Source organism: Acidovorax sp. 56 (genome assembly GCF_002749705.1).
GTDB lineage: Bacteria > Pseudomonadota > Gammaproteobacteria > Burkholderiales > Burkholderiaceae_C > Acidovorax.
This window is the reverse complement of record NZ_PEEV01000001.1, coordinates 3618415-3638633: the sequence shown is the minus strand read 5'-3', so window position 1 is coordinate 3638633 and position 20219 is coordinate 3618415. Positions and strand designations below refer to the sequence as shown.

Below are 20219 nucleotides of genomic sequence, written 5' to 3'. Positions count from 1 at the left end.
AGCCCACCCAGCGCCTGGGCACCTGCCCCAACCGGTCCCAGACAGCGCCACGCCCCAACACCACCGCACCCCATGGCCCGCCGCACCCGCCAACTGCCCCCACCGCCCTTGCCCGAAACCTCCACCGTGGAGGAAGCCGCACCCGCCCCCTCCGTGGACATGGTGGACACCACCTTGCTGCGCACGCTGGTGGGCTACAACACGCGGCGCGCGTCGCTGTCCATCATTGCGGTGTTCATGGAGCGCATGGCGGTGTATGACCTGAAGGTGGTGGACTTCTCGGTGCTGTCGCTGGTGGCCCACAACCCGGGCATCACATCACGCCAGCTGTGCGCCACACTCAATGTGCTGCCGCCCAACCTGGTGGGCCTGATTGCCGCGCTGGAGCGGCGCGGCCTGATCGAACGCCGCCCCCACCCCAGCGACGGCCGCGCCATGGGCGTGCACCTGACGCCCACCGGGGCCGAGTTGACGCAGCAGGCCGAGCAAACCGCCGCGCAGCTGGAAGAGGACGCCACGGCCCGCCTGACAGCGGCCGAGCGCAAGACGCTGATCCGACTGCTGCAAAAGGTCTACGACTGACCGGGCGGCAGCCGCCGCCCGACTCAAGCGCCCGGTGCTGCCTGGGCCTTGTCCAGCCCTAACAAACGCACCGCATTGCCCTTCAAGATGCCGGGCATCACCTCGGGCTTGAAGCCCGCTTCCTGGAAGTCCTTCATCCAGCGCTCGGGCGTGATCAGTGGGTAGTCGCTGCCGAACAGGATGCGGTCCTTGAGCAGCGTGTTCGCGTACTGCACCAGCTGCTTCGGAAAATACTTGGGGCTCCAGCCCGACAGGTCGATCCACACATTGGGTTTGTGGGTGGCCACAGAGAGCGCCTCGTCCTGCCACGGAAAGCTCGGGTGCGCCATCACGATCTGCATATCCGGAAAGTCGATCGCCACATCGTCCAGGTGCATGGGGTTGCTGTATTCGAGCCGCAGGCCACCGCCGCAACGCATGCCGCTGCCAATGCCGCTGTGGCCGGTGTGGAAGATGGCGGGCATGCCGTACTCGGCAATCACCTCGTAGATGGGCCAGGCCATCTTGTCGTAGGGGTGGTAGGCCTGCACCGTGGGGTGGAACTTGAAGCCCCGGATGCCATGCTCTTCGATCAGGCGGCGGGCCTCGCGCGCGCCCATCTTGCCCTTGTGCGGGTCGATGCTGGCAAACGCCATCATCATGTCGCTGTTGGCCTTGGCCGCCTCGGCGATCTCTTCGTTGGGGATGCGGCGGCGGCCCATCTTGGACTCTGCGTCCACGGTGAACATCACCAGGCCAATCTTCTGCTCGCGGTAGTAGGCCACCGTCTCGGCGATGGTGGGGCGGCGGCCGTTCTTGAAGTACTTGTCCGCAGCGCGGTCGTACTCCTCGCCGTAGTTGTCAAACGGGTTCCAGCAGCTCACCTCGGCGTGGGTGTGGATGTCGATGGCGAGCAGGTTGGCGTGGTCCATGGTTGTCTCCTGTGGGCGGCGTCTTTTGACAGTGCGGGGCCTGGATGCGCGCCAATCCTATGACGCAGATCAAGGGTAAGTACTGAGAAAAAACAGGTTTTGCTTGCTTGAATTGGTTATTAACTATAACCACAATTCCCATCACACGAAAGACATCATGACCCATCCAGACATCCATTTCGAGCTGCGCGGCGACCACCAGGAAGTGGCCGTGATCCGCCTGACCCGCAGTGCCAAGCGCAATGCCTTGAACGACGGCCTGATCCTGGCCCTGCGTGACCTGTTTGAAACCATGCCCGCCAGCGTGCGCGCTGCCGTCATTGATGGCGAAGGCCCCCACTTCTGCGCGGGGCTGGACCTGTCAGAGCTCAAAGAGCGCGATGCAGGCCAGGGCCTGCACCACTCGCGCATGTGGCATGCCGCGCTGGAGCGCGTGCAGTACGGCCCCGTGCCCGTCATCGCGGCGCTGCACGGCGCTGTGGTGGGCGGTGGGCTGGAACTGGCCAGCGCCTGCCACATCCGCGTGGCCGATGAATCCACCTTCTACGCCCTGCCCGAGGGCTCGCGCGGCATCTTCGTGGGCGGCGGCGGCGCGGTGCGCATACCCAAACTGATTGGCGCTGCGCGCATGACGGACATGATGCTCACCGGCCGCGTCTACAACGCGCAAGACGGCGAAAAAGCGGGCTTTGCCCAGTACCTCGTGCCCGAAGGCCAGGCCTTTGACAAGGCCTTTGAGCTGGCCGTGCGCGTGGCCCAGAACGCACCGCTGACCAACTACGCCCTGATGCACGCCCTGCCCCGCATTGCCGAGCAGCCTGCCGACCAGGGCTTCTTCACCGAAGCCATGATGGCCGCGATTGCCCAGAGCGCGCCCGAGGCAAAAGCCCGCCTGGCCGACTTCCTCGAAGGCCGCGCAGCGAAGGTTCGCAAACAGGACTAAGTCGCCAAGGTCTCCATGCATTTCCAACCCCAACCCGTTCACGCTGAGCCTGTCGAAGCGCGGCGCAAGGCTTCGACAAGCTCAGCCCGAACGGCCTGGGGTGATTGAACGCGAATTCGCACGAACCGTCTGCCCCGCCCCAACCACCTCGGATTCCCTCATGAGCGCACTGCCCTCTACGCCTTTTTCGTCTACTTCCGCCCGCTACCGCCCCGTGAACTTCGGCGTCACCCGGGTCAACCTGCGCGAAGGCGCGCCGGGCGTGCGCTACCTGCAGGCCGACTTGCCGCTGGGCGCCTTTGCACGGCGCGTGACGGACTACCTGGTGCACTGGGCCGAGACCACGCCCGACCACAGCTTTCTGGCGCGGCGCGAGCAGCTGGGCACGGGCAAGCCGTTGCAGACGGGCGACTGGCAGCATGTGAGCTACGCACAGGCGCTCGATGCCGCTCGCAGCATTGGCCAGGCCCTGCTGGACCGGGGCCTGAATGCCGAGCGCCCGGTGGTGGTGCTGAGCGAGAACACCATCGAACACGCGCTGCTGGCACTGGGCTGCATCTACGCCGGGGTGCCCTACTGCCCCGTGTCGCCCGCCTACGCCACCGTGAGCCAGGACTACGACAAGCTGCGCCACGTCATCGCCACCCTCACCCCCGGGCTGGTGTTTGCGGCCGACGGTGCGCGCTACGGCAAAGCCATTGAAGCCACCGTGGCCGCCGATGTGGAGGTGGTGCTGGCCCAGGGCAGCATCGAAGGCCGCACCACCCAGACGTTCGGCAGCCTCAAAGCCACCCCCGCCACGCCTGCCGTGGATGCGGCCATGCATGCCACCGGCCCCGGCACCATCGTGAAGTTCCTGTTCACCAGCGGCTCCACCAAGATGCCCAAGCCGGTCATCAACACCCAGCGCATGTGGTGCGCCAACCTGCAGCAAATCTCGCTGTCGCTGCCCGTGCTGGCCGAGGCCCCGCCCGTGCTGGTGGACTGGCTGCCATGGAACCACACCTTCGGCAGCAACCACAACTTCGGCCTCACGCTGATGCACGGCGGCACGCTCTACATCGACGACGGCAAGCCCACGGGCGCGCTGATTGGCGAGACCCTGCGCAACCTGCGCGAGATCGCGCCCACCGTGTACTTCAACGTGCCCACCGGCTTTGAAATGATTGCCGAGGCGATGAAGGCCGATGCGCAGTTGCGCACCAACCTGCTGTCGCGCGTGCGCATGTTCTTCTACTCGGGCGCCGGGCTGGCCCAGCCCGTGTGGGACAGCCTGCACGCCACGCAAGAGGCCGCCATTGGCGAGCGCATCGTGATGTGCACTGGCTTAGGGATGACCGAATCGGCTCCCTCGGCCATGTTCTGCAACAGCCCCGACGTGCGCTCGGGCCACATCGGCGCGCCCGTGCCCGGCATGGTGCTCAAGCTGGTCGATGTGGACGGCAAGACCGAGGTGCGCTATCGCGGCCCCAACGTCACGCCCGGCTACTGGCGCTCTGACGCTGCCACGCGCGACGCGTTCGATGACGAGGGCTACCTGTGCACCGGCGACGCCGTGAAGTGGATCGACGAGGACAACATCCACCGGGGCCTGGCGTTTGACGGCCGCATTGCCGAAGACTTCAAACTCTCCACCGGCACCTTTGTGAGCGTAGGCCCCATGCGCGCCAAGATCATCGTGGCGGGCGCGCCCTACATCCAGGACGTGGTGCTCACCGGCCTGAACATGAAAGAAGTGGGCGCCCTGCTGTTCCCCTCGCCCGCCTGCCGAGAAGTGGCAGGCCTGGGCCCGGACGCTCCCTGGGCCGACGTGGTGGACCACCCCGCCGTGCGCCAGCGCATCGAGGCCGTGCTCGACGAGCTGGCCCGCGAAGCCACGGGCAGTGCCAGCCGCGTGGCCCGCGCGCTGCTGATGACTGAGCCGCCCTCCATCGACCTGGGCGAGATCACCGACAAGGGCTCGGTCAACCAGCGCGCCGTGCTCAAGCACCGCGATGCGCTGGTGCAGGCCCTGCATGCCGACACGGCGCCCCACATCCTCAAGCCCGGCGCCTGAGCCCCCACGCCCACACGACCCGCAGCAAACACAGGCACGACAGCCCGACAGGACACACACCATGCAAATTCAAGGACAAGCCGCCCTCGTCACCGGCGGCGCATCGGGCCTCGGTGAGGCCACCGCGCGCGAACTGGCCCGCCTGGGCGCCAAGGTCGCCGTGCTGGACCGCAATGCCGAGCTGGCCGAAAAGGTCGCCGCCGACATTGGAGGCGTGGCCTGCCCCTGCGACATCACCGACCCCGCCAGCGTCACTGCCGCCATCGAGCAGGCCGCCGCCGCCCACGGCCCGGCGCGCATCCTGATGAACGTGGCGGGCATCGGCAGTGCCAAGCGTGTGGTGCAGCGCGACGGCAGCGCCGCGCCGCTGGAAGACTTTGTGCGCGTGGTGCAGATCAACCTGATCGGCACCTACAACGTGAGCCGCCTGTTTGCCGCCGCTTGTGCCAAGCAGCCCGTGCTGGACAACGGCGAGCGCGGCGTGATGGTGTTCACCGCCTCCGTCGCCGCCTTTGACGGCCAAGTGGGCCAGCAGGCCTACAGCGCATCGAAGGCCGGCCTGGCCGGCATGACGCTGCCCATGGCGCGCGATCTGGCGCAGCACGCCATCCGCGTGTGCACCGTCGCCCCCGGCCTGTTTGCCACGCCGCTGATGCAAGAGCTGCCCGAGGCCGTGCAGCAGTCCCTCGCTGCTAGCATCCCGTTCCCGCCGCGCCTGGGCAAACCCCAAGAGTTTGCCGAGCTGGCCTGCCATATCGTGACCAACGGCCACCTCAATGGCGAGGTGATCCGCCTGGATGGCGCCCTGCGCATGGCCCCCCGGTAAGCGCAAGCTGCCGCCCCTTTTCGATTTTTTCGCACGTCATTGCACCAAGACACACAACAGGAGACAACCATGACGACACGCCGCCAATTTGTGCAAGCCTTTGGCTCTGCCGCCGCCCTCGGGGCGCTGTACCCCTTGTCTGCATCGGCCCAGCCGGTCGAGCAGGTGAAGGTGCTGTTCGGCTTTCCAGCCGGCAGCTCGGGTGACACCGTGGCCCGCCGCGTGGCCGAGAAGTTTCTCGGCACCGCGTATTCCAAGAACGCTGGGGTGGTGGAGAACAAGCCCGGCGCGGGCGGCCGCATTGCGCTGGAGGCGCTGAAGGCCGCACCGGCCGACGGCAGCGTGCTGGCCGTGGCGCAGGTCTCGGCCATCGCCAACTACCCGCACATCTACAGCAAGATGAACTACACGGACAAGGACTTTGCGCCCGTGTCCATCGGGGCCATCATGCACCACGGCCTGGCCGTGGGGCCCATGGTGCCCGCCAGCGTGAAGACGGTCAAAGACTTCCTGGCCTGGGCCAAGGCCAACCCCAAAGAAGCCAGCTACGGCTCGCCCGGCGCGGGCTCCACACCCCACTTTTTGGGCGCGCTGCTGGGCATCAACAGCGGGGTGGAACTGCGCCACGTGCCCTACCGTGGCTCCATCCCCGGCGTGACAGACGTGGTGGGCGGCCAGATCGCAGCCATGGTCACCCCGCACGGCGACTTCATCGCCAACTACAAGGCGGGCAAGATCCGCATCCTGGCCACCTCGGGCCCCAAGCGCTCCATGTACGTGCCCGATGTGCCCACGTTTGCCGAGCAGGGCTTTCCTGAGCTCACCACCGAAGAATGGTTCGGCTTCTACGCCCCGGCTGCCACGCCCAAGCCCATCATTGCCGCAGCCAACGCTGCCATCAACGCGGCGCTGAAGGAAAAATCCGTCACCGACAGCCTGGCCATCGTGGGCCTGATCCCGCACGGCACCACCCCCGAGGAAATGGCCCGCTGGCAAAAGGCCGAGTACGACACCTGGGGACCGCTGATCAAGAAGATCGGGTTCACGGCAGAGTCCTAAAGAGCACCCCCCTGAGGCGCTTCGCGCCTTCCCCCCGGAGGGGGGACGCCACCCGTGGCCTGGCAAAGCCAGCTCCACGGTGGCGCTAGCCTGGGCCGCGCCAGTGTGGGCGGGCTGAGCCTGTCGAAGCCAGGGCACTACGCCACTTCAAACAAAAACAGCCCCTAGCGCTTATCCATCAAGCGCAAACAGCTATCAAATCAAGAGCAAACCATGCAAGCACGCCAGTCCCTCGCTGACATCCAGTTCCTGCTGACCGAGGTGCTGCACGCTCCCGCGCAGTGGCAGGCGCTGGCGCCGTTTGCCGAGACCGATGCCGAACTGGCTGCACAGGTGCTGGAAGAAGCCGCCAAGTTTGTGGACACCGCCATCGCCCCACTGCAACGCGTAGGCGACGAGGTGGGCTGCCGGTTTGATGCGGGAAAAGTGCACACCCCGCCGGGCTTTCGCGAGGCGTACCAGGCCTTCTGGCAAGGCGGCTGGCCCGCGCTGGCCTGCGCGCCCGAAGACGGCGGCCAGGGCCTGCCCGCCGTGCTGGAGTGCGTGCTGTACGAATGGCTGGACGGCGCCAACCACGGCTTCACCATGGCGCCCGGCCTGCTGCACGGTGCGTACGAATGCCTCAAGCACCACGCCAGCGACGCGCTGAAGGCGCAGTACCTGGAGAAAGTGGCCACCGGTGAATGGCTGGCCACCATGTGCCTGACCGAAGCCCACGCGGGCAGCGACCTGGGCCTGGTGCGCACACGCAGCGTGCCGCAGCCCGATGGCAGCGCACGCGTCAACGGCAGCAAGATTTTTATCTCGGGCGGCGAGCACGACCTGACGGACAACATCGTGCACCTGGTGCTGGCGCGCTTGCCCGATGCTCCGGCTGGCCCGAAGGGCCTGTCGTTGTTCCTGGTGCCCAAGATGCTGGAGAGCGGTGACGGCCGCCGCGCCGGGCCGCCCCAAGCAAGGCCAGCCCCCTCGGGGGGCAGCGAACCACACGAAGTGGGGAGCGTGGGGGTACCGAACGCAGTGGTCTGCGAGCGCATCGAAGAAAAAATGGGCCTGCATGGCAGCCCCACCTGCGTGATGCGTTTTGACGATGCCACCGGCTGGCTGGTGGGCGAGCCGAACAAGGGCCTGGCCGCCATGTTTGTGATGATGAACGCCGCCCGCCTGCACGTGGGCCTGCAAGGCATTGGCCTGCTCGAAGCCGCCTGGCAAAAGGCCAGCGCCTACGCCGCTGAGCGCCGCCAGATGCGCGCCCCCGGTGCCACAGAGCCCGTCAGCCTCATCCAGGATCATCCCTCCATCCGCCGCACCCTGCACACGCAGCGCGCCTGGATTGATGGCGGGCGTGTGCTGGCCTACCACACGGCGCTGCAGCTCGACATTGCCAAACACAGTACCGATGCCGCCGAACGCGCCGCCGCGCAGCGCTGGTGCGCGCTGGTCACGCCCGTGCTCAAGGCCGCGTTCACCGACCAGGGTTTTCAAGGGGCCAGCGCCTGCCTGCAAGTGTTTGGCGGCCACGGCTATGTGAGCGAGTGGGGCATTGAGCAGATCGTGCGCGACGCCCGCGTGGCCATGATCTACGAGGGTACGAACGAGATCCAGGCCATCGACCTGCTGGTGCGCAAGGTGCTGGCCGATGGCGGCGCGGGCATGCAGGCCCTGCTGGCCACCCTGCCCGCCACGCCCCGCCGCAACGCCCTGGCGCAAACCACACGCGACCTGGTGGCCGCCGTGGCCGAACACGCCGACCAGCCCGAGCTGCCCTACTGGGTGGCCGACGACTACCTGCGCGCCACCGCGCTGGTGCTGCTGGAATGGGCCTGGGGCCGCATCACCGGCACGCCGGGCAGCGCCACCGCGCGCTGGCAAGACCCGGCCCACGCCCTGCGCACCTGGGTGCTGCCCGAGTTCGACATGCGCCTGGCCATCGTGCGCCAGCGCCTGAGCGACGCGGCAACACCTCAAGAGAAATTGCTCTCTAGCGCTTGATGAATAAGCGCAAGCAGCTATTGATTCAATAGCAAAACCAAACCACACCCCTTCCCCACCCACAGCGTGTTGAGGCCACGCTGCGGGCGACCTTGCGCCTCGAAAAACCAACCGGAGACAACCGAATGAGCACCCGAAAGAACCGTGCCTTTTACGCTGCGCAGCCATCCACCGGCCGCTACCACCCCACCCTGGCGCTCTCGGCCATCGCCGTCGCGCTGCTGGCGGGGTGTGGCGGCTCAGACGCGGGCTTGCCGCAGCTCACGGCTGCGCAGCCCGCCACCCTGCAGTCGTGCGCCACGCTGGCCAGCAGCCTGGCATTGCCCGACACGCGCATCACATCGTCTGAACTGGTGGCCGAGGGCGGCTTGACGGCCACAGGCGTCACCACGCCCATCCCCGCGCACTGCCTCGTCAAAGGCAAGATGAAAGAGCGCACCGGCCCGGTAGACGGCGCGGCGTACGCCATCGGCTTCGAGATCCGCATGCCCGTCAACTGGAACGGGCGCTTCCTCTACCAAGCCAACGGCGGGCTCGATGGCTCGGTGGTCACCGCGCTGGGCTCCGTCAGCGGCGCTGCCCCCGTGGCCCCTGCGCTGGTGCAGGGCTTTGCCGTGCTCAGCTCAGACGCTGGCCACGGCGCCCCCACACCCTTCTTCGGGCTGGACCCGCAAGCCCGGCTGGACTACGGCTACCAGGCCGTGGGCACCCTCACGCCCATGGCCAAGAACCTGATCAAGGGCGCCTACGGCAAGGCCCCAGACCGCTCGTACCTGGCAGGCTGCTCCAACGGCGGGCGCCACGCCATGGTGGGCGCATCGCGCTATGCAGAGCAGTACGACGGCATCCTGGCGGGCAACCCCGGTTTTCACCTGCCCAAGGCGGCCACCACCCAGCTGTGGAAGGCCCAGCAATACGCCAAGGTGGCAGGCAAAGACGCCAGCGGCCAGCCCGACCTGACCACCGCCGTCACGCCCGCAGAGTTCAAGCTCATCAGCAGCAAGATCGTGGCGAAGTGCGACGCGCTGGACGGCGTGGTCGACGGCCAGGTTCAGGATGTGGCCGCCTGCCAGACCGCCTTCAACCTGCAGACCGACGTGCCCACCTGCACCGGCTCGCGCGATGGCTCGTGCATCTCTGCTGAACAAAAGGGCGTGCTGGCCAGCATCTTTGCAGGCCCCAAGAACAGCAAGGGCGAAGCGCTATACACCGGCACCTGGTTTGACCCCGGCATTGCGGGCGCCAACTTTGCGTCATGGCACTTTGGCTCGCCCGCCACGCGCGATGCGGGCGCGGTGGCCTTCATCTTCACCACACCGCCCAGCACCGTGGCCGCCTTCAGCGCCACCACCGGCCTGCAGTACGCGCTGAACTTCAGCATGGAGACGGACTACCCCAAGATGTTCGCCACCAACGCCACGTACACAGAGTCGCCCTGGTCGTACATGACGCCGCCCAATGAGGCAGACCTGAGCCCCCTGAAAAACCGCGGCGGCAAGATGATCGTCTTCCACGGCGTGGCCGACGGCGTGTTCTCGCCCATGGACACCGCCCAGTGGATGGACAAGCTGCAGGCCAACCACGGCAACGACGCGGGTGCCTTCGCCCGCCTGTTCCTCATTCCCGGCATGAACCACTGCTCCGGCGGCCCCGCCACCGACCAGTTCGACATGCTGGCCCCGCTGGTGGCCTGGGTGGAACAAGGCAAAGCGCCGGACAGCGTGACGGCGAAGGTGCGCGGCGCAGGGGCCAATGTGGTCAACACCGAACTGCCCGCCAGCTGGTCTGCCAACCGCAGCCGCCCACTGTGCGTGTACCCCAAGGTGGCGCGCTACAACGGCACGGGGGATGTGGAGAGTGCCGGCAGCTTTAGCTGCAAGTAAGCCCGGCGGCGCAGCGCGGTTAGCACACACCTACGCGCTAGGCGCCACGGACCGCGCTCGCCCCGCCGCAAAAGGCCCTGGACTGGCACGCCCGTCCAGGGCCTTTGACTTTGGTCCTGCGCGCAGCGCCGATCTGCGAGGGGTGAGGTTGATGAATAATGACGCCAGCTATGGATTCAGTAGCAACCAAGCACCTGTTTTCATACACATCTGCCGCATCCATCCCGTCCCTCTGCGGGCGCACTGGACGCCAGTCCTGCCGCAAGACTACCGGCGGATGAGCACCGAACCACTCACCCTGCCGACCACAACAACCGCATGAACCACTCCCATCAGCGCACACCTTTGTCGCCTTCATTGCCTTTGCCCGGCCAGCCTGCCGCCACGTCTTCCAGCCGCAGCGCCGTGGGTGGCACCCTGGCTCTGTCGGGCATAGCGCTCAGCCTGCTGGCCATGGCCGCCCCCGCCCACGCTGCGTTGCCCCAGCTCACGGCGGCGCAGCCCGCCACCTTGCAGTCGTGCACCGACCTGGCAAGCCGCCTGAAGCTGCCCGACACCCGCATCACCTCGTCAGAGCTGGTGACAGAAGGCAACCTCACCATCAAGGAGATGACCACGACCGTTCCAGCGCACTGCCTTGTCAAAGGCAAGATGAAAGAGCGCACCAGCCCGGTGGACGGTGCCGCGTATGCCCTGGGCTTTGAAGTCCGCATGCCCGTCAACTGGAATGGCCGCTTTCTGTACCAGGCCAACGGCGGGCTGGACGGAGAAGTCGTGCCTGCCCTGGGCGCTGTCAGCGGTGGTGCCCCCGTGGCCCCTGCGCTGGTGCAGGGCTTTGCGGTGCTCAGCTCGGACGCAGGCCACCCCACGCCCAGCCCGTTCTTTGGCGTAGACCCGCAGGCCCGACTGGACTATGGCTACCAGGCCGTGGGCACCCTCACGCCCATGGCCAAGAACCTGATCAAGAGCGCCTACGGCAAGGCCCCAGACCGCTCGTACCTGGCCGGTTGCTCCAACGGCGGCCGCCACGCCATGGTGGGCGCATCGCGCTATGCAGACCAGTACGACGGCATTCTGGCGGGCAACCCTGGCGTGTATCTGCCCAAGGCGGCAGCCACCCAGTTGTGGAAGGCGCAGCAATACGCCAAGGTGGCCAACAAAGACGCCAACGGCCAGCCCGACCTGAAAACCGCCGTCACCCCGGCAGAGTTCAAGCTCATCAGCAGCAAGATCGTCGAGAAATGCGATGCGCTGGATGGCGTGACCGATGGCCAGGTCAACGACGTGGCCGCATGCCAGGCCGTGTTTGACCTGCAGCGCGATGTGCCCACCTGCACGGGCACACGCGACGGCACCTGCATCTCCAGCGAGCAAAAGGGCGTGCTCTCCACCATCTTTGCGGGCCCCAAAAACAGCAAGGGCGAAGCCCTGTACCCCGGCACCTGGTGGGACCCCGGCGTGATGGGCAGCAACTTCTCGTGGTGGCACTTTGATGCGCCCCCTACGCGCAACGCAGGCTCTGTGGCGTTCATCTTCACCACCCCCCCCATCTCTGTGGCCGACTTCCGCGCCAAGACAGGCATGCAGTACGCGATGGAGTTCGACCTGGACACCGACTTCCCCCGCATCTTCGCCACCACCGCGCTGTACCCCGAGTCACCCTGGGCCTACATGACGCCGCCCAACGCCACAGACCTGAGCGGCCTGAAGAACCGCGGCGGCAAGATGATCGTCTACCACGGTACGGCAGACTCGGTGTTCTCGCCCATCGACACCGCCCAGTGGATGGACCAGCTGCAAGCCCACCACGGCAACCAGGCCGACACCTTTGCGCGCCTTTTCATGGTGCCAGGCATGAACCACTGCTCCGGCGGCCCAGCCACCGACCAGTTCGACATGCTGGTCCCGCTGGTCGCCTGGGTAGAGCAAGGCAAGGCCCCCGACACGGTAACCGCCAACGCCCGTGGTGCTGGGGCCAATGTGGTGAACACTGAACTGCCCGCCAGTTGGTCTGCCAACCGCACGCGGCCGCTGTGCGTGTACCCGAAGGTGGCGCGCTACAACGGCAAGGGGGATATGGAGAGTGCGAGCAGTTTTAGCTGCAAGTGAGGGGAGTTGAAAGCGGGAAGCCCGGCTTGTGCCGGGCTTTTTTGTTTGGGCGATGGGGTGAATAGAAGCGCTGTAGTTTTCAGACTTCACGACTCGATTCACGCGCTATTTGGAAGCAACTTGCGCAGATTCATTGGCTGCTTTGCAGCGATTGCCGTCATTCGCTCTTCGTCCTTGAACGCGTACTATCGGCCAGAAGCAGTCGGTGGCGGCTAGCGAAAGCGGACGCTCAACGTCGAAATTCAACCGACGCCGAAGGCGGTGGGCTACAACGAGGAGGCAGCACGCAGCACGCAGCGCCACGCCAAAGCCAGTATTGATTCACCACTTGCGACGAGATGATCGACCATCATGGCCACCCGGGTTACTCCCACACTGGACTACACCGATAACTCTTCCGGCCGCTTGCCTGCCGCTTGTATCGTGTGGCGAAGCAGTGATGCAGATTCCATGTCGGCACGGGACATTTGCGATCCCACTTCAGATGCCGGATATACGACTGCAGGTGCTCTACCCTCTGGTTCCCAATCGATCAGGCTCTTGCTGTTGTGGGGGAGTCCATACAGGAACAGTTAGACATGCGCCATGTTCTACCGACGTATTGACGTGGAGTTTTCGCGCAATCGATATTCGACTGTGATCGCATCGAGTTCACGTAGAAACGCTTGGCCTACGTCATTATTGTGGTTCATCAGCACAAACTCTCTTATCGGGGGATAGCCCGCGATCTTCGCCTTTTCCGCGCGAGCCCCATATTGGTACAGCACGCCCAGTAGCTGCTTGCGTTTGAGTTCGATGTTTTCATAGTCCCGTCGGGTAGCTAGGCGGTACAACGCGCTCCCATTTGGGTTTGCTCCTCTGCGAAGCAGCGCTTCCACAATAGCTAGTTTTGTCGACGAAGAATCCATGGCAGCGGATAGCGGCGTGACGTACGAGTCGCGACCGTCACCATTTATCTTGTCGCCCGCCTTGAGAAGCAGAGCGACGGCTTCATCAGCATCGCCAGGTTTACCGTCATAGAAGACCAACTCCTCCAACGGTGAAAATCGCTCATTTTGCGAAGTGCGGTGGCGTGAAATCTTAGCCCCATGCTTCAGGAGGAGTTTCAGGACTTCGTTTCCATGTCCGGGGTGCCGCGCAGCGGCAGCTAGGGGCGTGACCCGGCCCAAAGCGAAATTTGCGCTAGCGCCGTGATCCAGCAACATTCGCACGACCGTTGTATTGTGGGCTCGGATAGCGAGTATGAGCGGCGTTCGTTCGTCAAACTCCACATTGACCCGAGCGCCCGCCTGAAGCGCCAATTTGATGCCCGCCATCTGTCCGGCATCGATAGCATGCATCAGACTCGTTCCCCAGCCACGCTCGCCTTTGGACGACCTATTTACATCGGCGCCCAGTTTCACAAGCAACTCGAACATGGCTTGATCGGTATGCTGCTCTTGGCAGCGGCTTGAAATTGGCTTGATCGAGACCGCTAGAGCTTCCGCACCCAAGCTCGGAGGAAGAGTGCCCATTTGCCTGACTTGCTCCTCTACCAGTGAAACGTCTCCCTGTGCCACAGTGTCCAGAAAAGCTGATCCGTAAGTGAAACTGCATAGCGGTGACGAGGCGTGCAACTTCAGGGTCATTAGAAGCGCAGCGAGAAAAATAGTTAGGCGAGCGAAAGTCATGCAAATCGAAGGGAATGAATCGCGTGGCAAGAGAGGGGATGCTCACGGCTAATGTGGCGTGGACGGCAATCTATCAGCCGCTGTCTAACGTGATTTGTCTCGCAAAACCTGCGGGATGAACTGGACCTGGCGGGATATTCTGGACACTGATTCCTCCTGAAAATGGCTTGCAAATTGCGCTTGCAGTCAGTGAGCTATTCAAAAGCACAGGTATAAAATTTCCGACAAACCCGGAAGGCATCAACTCAGCAAACTATAGCTTGCCAGTAGGCATGCACTGGGCACTTAGACAGCGCGGTTTGGATGGCAGCTTTGGGGTAGTTTCATCCACCGGCTGCTTCGGGCCCGCTAAGGTCCCACGCCGTGGGGCAGAATCCGGCCAATTTGACGTCATTCGCCAACGACCGATGGCGGAAAGCCAGATTAGAGTCATTAGGCACGAACGGGCCTACGAAGGTGGCTAAAGTCGACGTGGCATCTAGTTCATGCGAAACCACAATTAAAAGTTATGAACATTACGCGAAAAATCAAACTGAAGATGCTGCAGTTTAAAGCCAACATCAAAAGCACCTTCGCAAAGCAGCTGCCCTTCACAAAGGAGCAGTTCCTAGGTGATTGTGTCGACAATTCCCTAATAGTCGACAGCGTCAATGGCATGATTGGTCCAGCTCGATTCTCTATTCAGATAGTTGACAAGTTAGATCTCTTGGCGGAAGTTACCAAAGTTCCTGGCGATGACTACTACTTTGTTGAAGTCAGCTCGACATGTCTGCTGGCGCCATGTTTTGACTTTCTTGGACCCAGAATCGAGTCGTATTACAAGCGTCATGCTCCAGAGCTTGAAGTGAGCTCGGACCTCTTCCACAGAATGTGCATGTCGAGCGCCGTCATCTTGGCGTATTGGCATGAAGCTGCACATGTTGTTTGCGGGCACCTAGACTATCAGGAAAAGAAGGGGAAATTGCCTACACCGGACTGGACTGACAACGAAGCATCGATTGAACCTTGGTTAGACCCCAAGGTTTACCCGCTGCTCCCAACCAGAACTATTGAGCTTGATGCGGACATCCACGGTGCACAGTTTGCCCTAGGCCATATCATGCACACTAGCGAAGTTTTTAAGAAGATACGGGTTGAGACATACCTCCGGGCTTTTGGAGTCGGAATCAGAGGAATTTTTGAGTATCTGACTTGGGGAGAGCCGCATGAAACTCCCGCAACTACCACGCCGCACCCTGCGCCGATTACACGTGCCTACGTTGCCTTCACGCATGCGATAGCTCGAATGGACAAGATGGGTGTTCAACCCAGCGAGATTGAGCGACTTCAGCAATTTGCGCAAGGCATCTTGCTAGATTTTGAAATTCACGACCTCGGAATGACTGTAAACCCTGGTGCATTGAACGTGGCACAGAAAACAGAGCTGGCACTTTGGTCAAGGCGACACAAAGAGTTTGTGCCTTATCAACCAACACGTGGGAACCGCAATGCGAGTTGAGAGCAATTGGGGCCGCTGGTTGACGCTGCAGTCGATGGGCTAAATAAAAGAATCGCCTGCCCCAGTTCATGAGCACCTCGATTCCCATTAATTCAAGCCGAGGTGACATTGCTCGTGAATGAAGACAAAGTGTGGCGGTAAGTAGGGTGGTGCCAGAAAATTGCCGCAATGACTGCATTGAGGTCGTCCAACGGCTCAATGACCTATCCCTAGCAAATGACTGCTTTGCGGCTCTTAATCCGGCCATACAGATTTCCGCTTTGGGCCCAAAGGCGACTGTGGGCATCGCATCCCAAAGCCGTCGTTGATTCAAAACCCGCCTAAGCGCAGCTTCTTTTCGGGCAAACTTTGTACAAATTTCCCCGAATCGGGCGGTACTTTTCGCAGCCGCCGGTAGATGCGTAACGTGAGGCCTTCACATGTCAAATCAGGTGCGACAGTTCGCGGACGCTGCAGAGGAATTCTGCTCTTGGGCGGAAGCAAACCCGGAGGACCAAAGGAACCAGGTCCTTACTGCTTTACAGCATCTGTCGAATCTCTATCGACTCGCACTAGCCTTACCAGAATTGTTCGGCGAGCAGGACCCGCGCGATATTTCGCATGAGGAATGGAAGCAAGTCTTTGTCCGCTTCGGCTCGTTGCCATTCAACTACTATTCTCAATCTGTTCCACAGGAAGTGCCTGGGGAATCGTCGCTCGCCGATCTAGCGGATGATCTTGCTGACATATGGCGTGATTTGAAGAGTGGACTCTTGTTGTTCCAATTCGGGTATGCTGAAGCAGCCTGCTGGAAATGGCGAGGAAGCTTCTGGAGCCATTGGGGTGAACATGCAAGTGGGGCACTTTATGCCTTGCATAGCTGGCACAGTAGGCAAGAAGGCGCAGCCATTCCGTGAGCATTTCTGGTGTGCCCAAGGCCAGGGTGATTAGTCAAGCCGACGCGGCCAGCTTCGCTTGTGAGTGCAGTACGGGCTACGCAACCCGGTGCGGCTAACGTCGCTGCTGAGAGTCCGCTTTCATTGGCCGTAGTCGGCTGCTCCTGGCCGAATTCTGCCTTCGCTCAATCGTCGGATGACAGGCGGCGCGACGCTTCAAGAATCGAGTTCGCCGCATCGTTGGCTTCGACGAGCGCTGAATCAATTATTAGACGGCGCGTAGTCCAGGGCTCGTATTCATGATGGAAAACATCCTCCCATGTCGGCATGACGTGGCCTGGAATGTCAGCTTTGCGGGCCTGCACCCGCCTGCGGTGTTCAACCAAGTCAGAGCAGACAACTTCAACCTCGAGCAGGGCTGAGGATGTTCTGGCTGCAACATCGCGCCATGCTTCGCGCGTGACGGAGAGCGGGTTAACGCAATCGGCCACCACTGTTATGCCAAGCGCAAGGTTCGACGTGGCGAGTTCGTAAGCAACGACATACCCAGCTGGGCCAAGTTCTTGAGCCGCGTTGACTTTCTTAAACGCTTGTTCAATGGCGTCGATGCGCAGATAGGCAGAGGGGACACGGGTAACGATTTCGCGCGCGATGGCGGTTTTTCCAACTCCTGGTAGGCCGCCGAGAACAATCAGCATCTGGTTCCTCGTATTGAATTTTCGAAGCTGAAAAGCGCCGATGAAGGTATGCGTCTGGCCGAATTCTGCCCCAAGGGGGGGCGCTAGCAGGTCCCGGGGTGCCCTTGTGGTTCCACTGCTCTATGTGATCGGGAGCCCACAGCTTAGATGTCCTAGATAAGCCTAGCGCGCCTTCTCAACTTAAATCTCGGTCTGTTCAGATAGCTCAAGAGCATCGTCAACCTCAATGCCAAGGTAACGGACAGTTGACTCGATTTTGGAGTGGCCAAGTAGTAGCTGGACCGCACGTAGGTTCTTCGTTCTGCGGTAGATGAGCGTAGCCTTGGTGCGCCGCATGGAGTGCGTTCCATACTCGGCTGGATCCAAACCGAGCTGCAGCACCCAGCGCTCAAGGATTCGGGCGTACTGACGCGTCCCGAGATGTGGCGACTTGTGGAGGCGGCTCGGAAAGAGAAAGTCTTCTGATTTCAGCTTGGCGGTCTTGATCCATTGCTGAAGCGCTTCACGGGTGGTCGCTGTTATCTCGAACTGGACGGGGTGACGCGTTTTGTGCTGTATTACCGTCGCTCGAGATGCGACTTGATCGCCATGGCAAACATCGCGAACCTTCAGGGCGACCAAGTCGCATCCGCGCAGCTTGCTGTCAATTCCCAAGTTGAAGAGTGCAAGCTCGCGAACTCTGTTCTCCATCTGCAGGCGCACTCGCAGCGCCCAGATGTCCTTGGGCTTGAAAGGCGCCTTCTGACCAACGATCTTTCCCTTATTCCAAGGCTCGCGATGAACGACGGCTGCAGCGGATTCCATGATGGTCTCCTATCGAGCGGGGGGAGCAAAACCATGCGCCTTCCAGATCACGTTGTCCACGAGTGACCACGCTAGCTGTGTCGATTTTTGCTATCCAGCAAAGCGCCGGATGATGTTCCTCAACGTCTGCTCTCGCTAACACCAGTCGTTCAACTGTTGTGTCCTGAGCGGCAGCAACCAGCCTGAAGCAGCCTCGCCAATTCCACTTTCATCTTCGCAGCGTCTGGAGTCAGTCGCCGGTTTCGCTTGTACTCGCGCTGAATGCAGCGAAGCGGCTGTTGGGCGCTTCGACTTTCCCCGACCCGAGTGGCGGCTGGAGAAGGTACTGCTGCCATATCGTTTCGCGACCCAACTGGTACCGCACGACCAACCGCTTTTCAGTAACTTAGACTGACGGCTTCGACTCGTAGCGGTCGGTGGCACCCAAAGAAAAGCAGTCGCTCAACGTTGACTGCGGTCATTCACGTTCGACGGGCTGAGCAACTGCTTCGATCATGACCTGCCAATCGACTAACGACTCGCCAGTGGTGTGTGGCACGAGCCTGACAAAAACCCCTGCCATACTTGATCTGGTGTGGTTGACTTTCCTATCCGTTGGCTTCACCTGCACCCTTTTTGCGACAGTCCTGCATGCCTACCACTCCCCCACCGTCCGCAAACCTGCTGCAACTGCTACCCGAGGCGGTGGTGCAGACCGATGCGCTGTGGGAGATCACGTACCTGAATCCCGCGTGGCACAGCCTCACCGGCCATTCAGTGGAGGCAGCGCTCGGCAGGTCTCTGCTTGAATTTGTGCATCCCGACGACATTGGCACCATGCGCTCGGGCATGCCGGTGTTCCGGTTGCGATTTGCCGACGCGAACTATCGCTGGGTGCGTCTGAAACTCCACCCGGAGACGGATGCGGCGGAGCGGGTGATCAGCCGTCAGGGTGTCCTGATCGAGATTGCCGATGTCACCGAACAGGTGCTGGTGGAAATTCGCCAGCGCTTTCTGCGCTTGCTGGAGACCATTGATGGCGTGGTGTGGGAGGCTGAAATCGGCGTGGGCAATACCTTCTTGAGCCCGCAGGTCGAGCGCTTGTTCGGCTACTCCGTGGAGGAATGGCGGGCTGACCCGAATTTCTGGCGGGCGCATGTGTATCCCGACGATCTGGCGCAGGCCCTGGTGATTGACGATGCCGCCTACAACGCCACGCACAGCTATGCCTACGAGATGAGTTACCGGCTGATTGCCAAGTCTGGCAAGGTGGTGTGGGTGCGTGACCTGTGCCGCGCAGTGGTCGAGCCGGGGCGGCCGAACCGCATGATCGGCCTGATGATCGACGTCACACAGCAGAAGAACACCGAACTTGAGTTGTTGCGCTCCGAAAACCGCTATTCGCTGGCCACGCGCGGGTCCAACGACGGCATCTGGTATTGGGACTTGCGCACGGACGCCCTGCATGTGTCGGGGCGTTTTCACCAGATCGTCGGGCTGGAGAGCTTAGATCTGGTGCATAGCGGTGGCTGGCGCTTTCTGGAGCAGCTCATCGATCCCGAGGATCGCGGGCGCGTGCAGGAGGCCTACCGCAGGCACCTATCGGGAACCAGCCCGAACTTTTCGGTGGATTTCCGCGCGTTCCACGCGGCTGGACGGCTGGGGTGGGTCAATTGGCGCGGGGTAGCCGAGTTTGAAGACGGCGTTGCGGTGCGCATGGCGGGCTCATTGAGCGATCTGGCCGAGCGTGGTAGCTCCTACGATGCGTTGACCAACTTGCCGGGGCGGCCGTTGTTCCGCGACCGCCTTGCTCAACTGATCGCGCTGCACCAGACCGAGGCAGTGAATGGTGATGGCGCTCCGACACGCGGCGGATCCACGATGTTCGCCGTGCTGCTGCTGGACCTCAATGGGTTCAAGGCGGTCAATGACTGCTACGGACACTATGTGGGCGACCAGCTATTGCAACAGGTGGCTCGGCGGCTCGAATCCTGCGTGCGGGCAGTTGATTTGGTCGCCCGCATGAGTGGCGACGAATTCAATGTGCTGTTGGAGTCCATTGATCCCTCCGAAGCCAGCAACCGCGCCCAACAGATCGCCGCCGCCCTCGCAGCGCCTTATGTGGTCGGCGAACACACCGTGATCAGTGGCGCGAGTATTGGACTTGTCAGCAGTGCATCAAGGCTGGCTACGGTGGACGACTACCTGCGCGCCGCAGACACCGCAATGTACCGGGCCAAAAGCCAGTCATCGGGCTTGTGCGTGTTTCAATAAAAGGTGTCAGAGACGACTTCCTGCGCGGCTGTCGCATGGCTCGTTTCACTCGTCCCCTTG

Annotated in this window: 15 protein-coding genes; 11 read left to right on the top strand and 4 right to left on the bottom strand. The window is 62.5% G+C overall.

Annotated elements, in window-relative coordinates; all coding sequences use genetic code 11:
• Nucleotides 1-72 precede the first annotated feature (72 nt).
• On the top strand, nucleotides 73-582 hold the full coding sequence (locus tag CLU88_RS16135; protein WP_369803843.1) for a MarR family winged helix-turn-helix transcriptional regulator: 510 nt from the start codon (nucleotides 73-75) through the stop codon (nucleotides 580-582).
• A gap of 23 nt (nucleotides 583-605) precedes the next feature.
• Here the strand turns inward: CLU88_RS16135 and CLU88_RS16130 are convergent, their stop codons facing one another.
• Nucleotides 606-1493: an amidohydrolase family protein gene (locus CLU88_RS16130; RefSeq protein ID WP_099657460.1), complete on the bottom strand. Its 888-nt coding sequence runs from the start codon at nucleotides 1491-1493 to the stop codon at nucleotides 606-608.
• A gap of 157 nt (nucleotides 1494-1650) precedes the next feature.
• Here CLU88_RS16130 and CLU88_RS16125 point away from each other — a divergent pair, with 157 nt between their 5' ends.
• The 7 genes from CLU88_RS16125 (at nucleotide 1651) to CLU88_RS16095 (ending at nucleotide 12361) form a co-directional block, all read left to right on the top strand.
• Entirely contained in the window at nucleotides 1651-2436 is a 786-nt protein-coding gene (locus CLU88_RS16125) for a crotonase/enoyl-CoA hydratase family protein (protein ID WP_099657459.1), read from the top strand.
• Nucleotides 2437-2596: 160 nt separating this feature from the next.
• The gene (locus CLU88_RS16120; RefSeq protein WP_099657458.1) at nucleotides 2597-4492 is read left to right on the top strand and encodes a feruloyl-CoA synthase; all 1896 of its coding nucleotides are present in this window, start codon (nucleotides 2597-2599) and stop codon (nucleotides 4490-4492) included.
• A 61-nt stretch (nucleotides 4493-4553) separates the two neighbouring features.
• Complete coding sequence (locus CLU88_RS16115) at nucleotides 4554-5318, top strand: SDR family NAD(P)-dependent oxidoreductase (protein ID WP_099657457.1); 765 nt, start codon at nucleotides 4554-4556, stop codon at nucleotides 5316-5318.
• A 69-nt stretch (nucleotides 5319-5387) separates the two neighbouring features.
• Entirely contained in the window at nucleotides 5388-6377 is a 990-nt protein-coding gene (locus tag CLU88_RS16110) for a Bug family tripartite tricarboxylate transporter substrate binding protein (RefSeq protein WP_099657456.1), read from the top strand.
• A gap of 213 nt (nucleotides 6378-6590) precedes the next feature.
• On the top strand, nucleotides 6591-8369 hold the full coding sequence (locus tag CLU88_RS16105) for an acyl-CoA dehydrogenase family protein (RefSeq protein ID WP_099657455.1): 1779 nt from the start codon (nucleotides 6591-6593) through the stop codon (nucleotides 8367-8369).
• A gap of 125 nt (nucleotides 8370-8494) precedes the next feature.
• Nucleotides 8495-10252 (top strand): tannase/feruloyl esterase family alpha/beta hydrolase, encoded by a 1758-nt coding sequence (locus tag CLU88_RS16100; RefSeq protein ID WP_099657454.1) that lies wholly within the window; start codon nucleotides 8495-8497, stop codon nucleotides 10250-10252.
• 453 nt (nucleotides 10253-10705) lie between these two features.
• Entirely contained in the window at nucleotides 10706-12361 is a 1656-nt protein-coding gene (locus tag CLU88_RS16095; RefSeq protein ID WP_099658946.1) for a tannase/feruloyl esterase family alpha/beta hydrolase, read from the top strand.
• Nucleotides 12362-12951: 590 nt separating this feature from the next.
• On the opposite strand, the gene CLU88_RS16090 is transcribed toward CLU88_RS16095, so the two are convergent.
• On the bottom strand, nucleotides 12952-13989 hold the full coding sequence (locus CLU88_RS16090) for an ankyrin repeat domain-containing protein (protein WP_158235613.1): 1038 nt from the start codon (nucleotides 13987-13989) through the stop codon (nucleotides 12952-12954).
• A gap of 550 nt (nucleotides 13990-14539) precedes the next feature.
• Here CLU88_RS16090 and CLU88_RS16085 point away from each other — a divergent pair.
• The gene (locus CLU88_RS16085) at nucleotides 14540-15529 is read left to right on the top strand and encodes a hypothetical protein (protein ID WP_099657452.1); all 990 of its coding nucleotides are present in this window, start codon (nucleotides 14540-14542) and stop codon (nucleotides 15527-15529) included.
• Nucleotides 15530-15948: 419 nt separating this feature from the next.
• Nucleotides 15949-16425, top strand: a complete 477-nt coding sequence (locus tag CLU88_RS16080) for a DUF5063 domain-containing protein (protein ID WP_099657451.1) — start codon at nucleotides 15949-15951, stop codon at nucleotides 16423-16425.
• Nucleotides 16426-16589: 164 nt separating this feature from the next.
• On the opposite strand, the gene CLU88_RS16075 is transcribed toward CLU88_RS16080, so the two are convergent.
• The gene (locus CLU88_RS16075; RefSeq protein ID WP_099657450.1) at nucleotides 16590-17102 is read right to left on the bottom strand and encodes an AAA family ATPase; all 513 of its coding nucleotides are present in this window, start codon (nucleotides 17100-17102) and stop codon (nucleotides 16590-16592) included.
• Nucleotides 17103-17282: 180 nt separating this feature from the next.
• Nucleotides 17283-17906 carry a tyrosine-type recombinase/integrase gene (locus CLU88_RS16070; protein WP_099657449.1) on the bottom strand — a complete coding sequence of 208 codons (624 nt, stop codon included), beginning with the start codon at nucleotides 17904-17906 and terminating at the stop codon, nucleotides 17283-17285.
• Nucleotides 17907-18536: 630 nt separating this feature from the next.
• Here CLU88_RS16070 and CLU88_RS16065 point away from each other — a divergent pair.
• Nucleotides 18537-20159, top strand: a complete 1623-nt coding sequence (locus CLU88_RS16065; protein WP_099657448.1) for a PAS domain-containing protein — start codon at nucleotides 18537-18539, stop codon at nucleotides 20157-20159.
• Nucleotides 20160-20219: the final 60 nt, after the last annotated feature.

Bases quoted from the DNA above. Each gene is read 5' to 3' on its own strand.
- CLU88_RS16105 (WP_099657455.1), top strand. From the start codon at position 6,591: ATGCAAGCACGCCAGTCCCTCGCTGACATCCAGTTCCTGCTGACCGAG.
- CLU88_RS16080 (WP_099657451.1), top strand. From the start codon at position 15,949: ATGTCAAATCAGGTGCGACAGTTCGCGGACGCTGCAGAGGAATTCTGC.
- CLU88_RS16075 (WP_099657450.1), bottom strand. From the start codon at position 17,102: ATGCTGATTGTTCTCGGCGGCCTACCAGGAGTTGGAAAAACCGCCATC.
- CLU88_RS16135 (WP_369803843.1), top strand. From the start codon at position 73: ATGGCCCGCCGCACCCGCCAACTGCCCCCACCGCCCTTGCCCGAAACC.
- CLU88_RS16120 (WP_099657458.1), top strand. From the start codon at position 2,597: ATGAGCGCACTGCCCTCTACGCCTTTTTCGTCTACTTCCGCCCGCTAC.
- CLU88_RS16095 (WP_099658946.1), top strand. From the start codon at position 10,706: ATGGCCGCCCCCGCCCACGCTGCGTTGCCCCAGCTCACGGCGGCGCAG.
- CLU88_RS16115 (WP_099657457.1), top strand. From the start codon at position 4,554: ATGCAAATTCAAGGACAAGCCGCCCTCGTCACCGGCGGCGCATCGGGC.
- CLU88_RS16065 (WP_099657448.1), top strand. From the start codon at position 18,537: ATGCCTACCACTCCCCCACCGTCCGCAAACCTGCTGCAACTGCTACCC.
- CLU88_RS16070 (WP_099657449.1), bottom strand. From the start codon at position 17,906: ATGGAATCCGCTGCAGCCGTCGTTCATCGCGAGCCTTGGAATAAGGGA.
- CLU88_RS16100 (WP_099657454.1), top strand. From the start codon at position 8,495: ATGAGCACCCGAAAGAACCGTGCCTTTTACGCTGCGCAGCCATCCACC.
- CLU88_RS16085 (WP_099657452.1), top strand. From the start codon at position 14,540: ATGAACATTACGCGAAAAATCAAACTGAAGATGCTGCAGTTTAAAGCC.
- CLU88_RS16125 (WP_099657459.1), top strand. From the start codon at position 1,651: ATGACCCATCCAGACATCCATTTCGAGCTGCGCGGCGACCACCAGGAA.
- CLU88_RS16130 (WP_099657460.1), bottom strand. From the start codon at position 1,493: ATGGACCACGCCAACCTGCTCGCCATCGACATCCACACCCACGCCGAG.
- CLU88_RS16090 (WP_158235613.1), bottom strand. From the start codon at position 13,989: ATGACCCTGAAGTTGCACGCCTCGTCACCGCTATGCAGTTTCACTTAC.
- CLU88_RS16110 (WP_099657456.1), top strand. From the start codon at position 5,388: ATGACGACACGCCGCCAATTTGTGCAAGCCTTTGGCTCTGCCGCCGCC.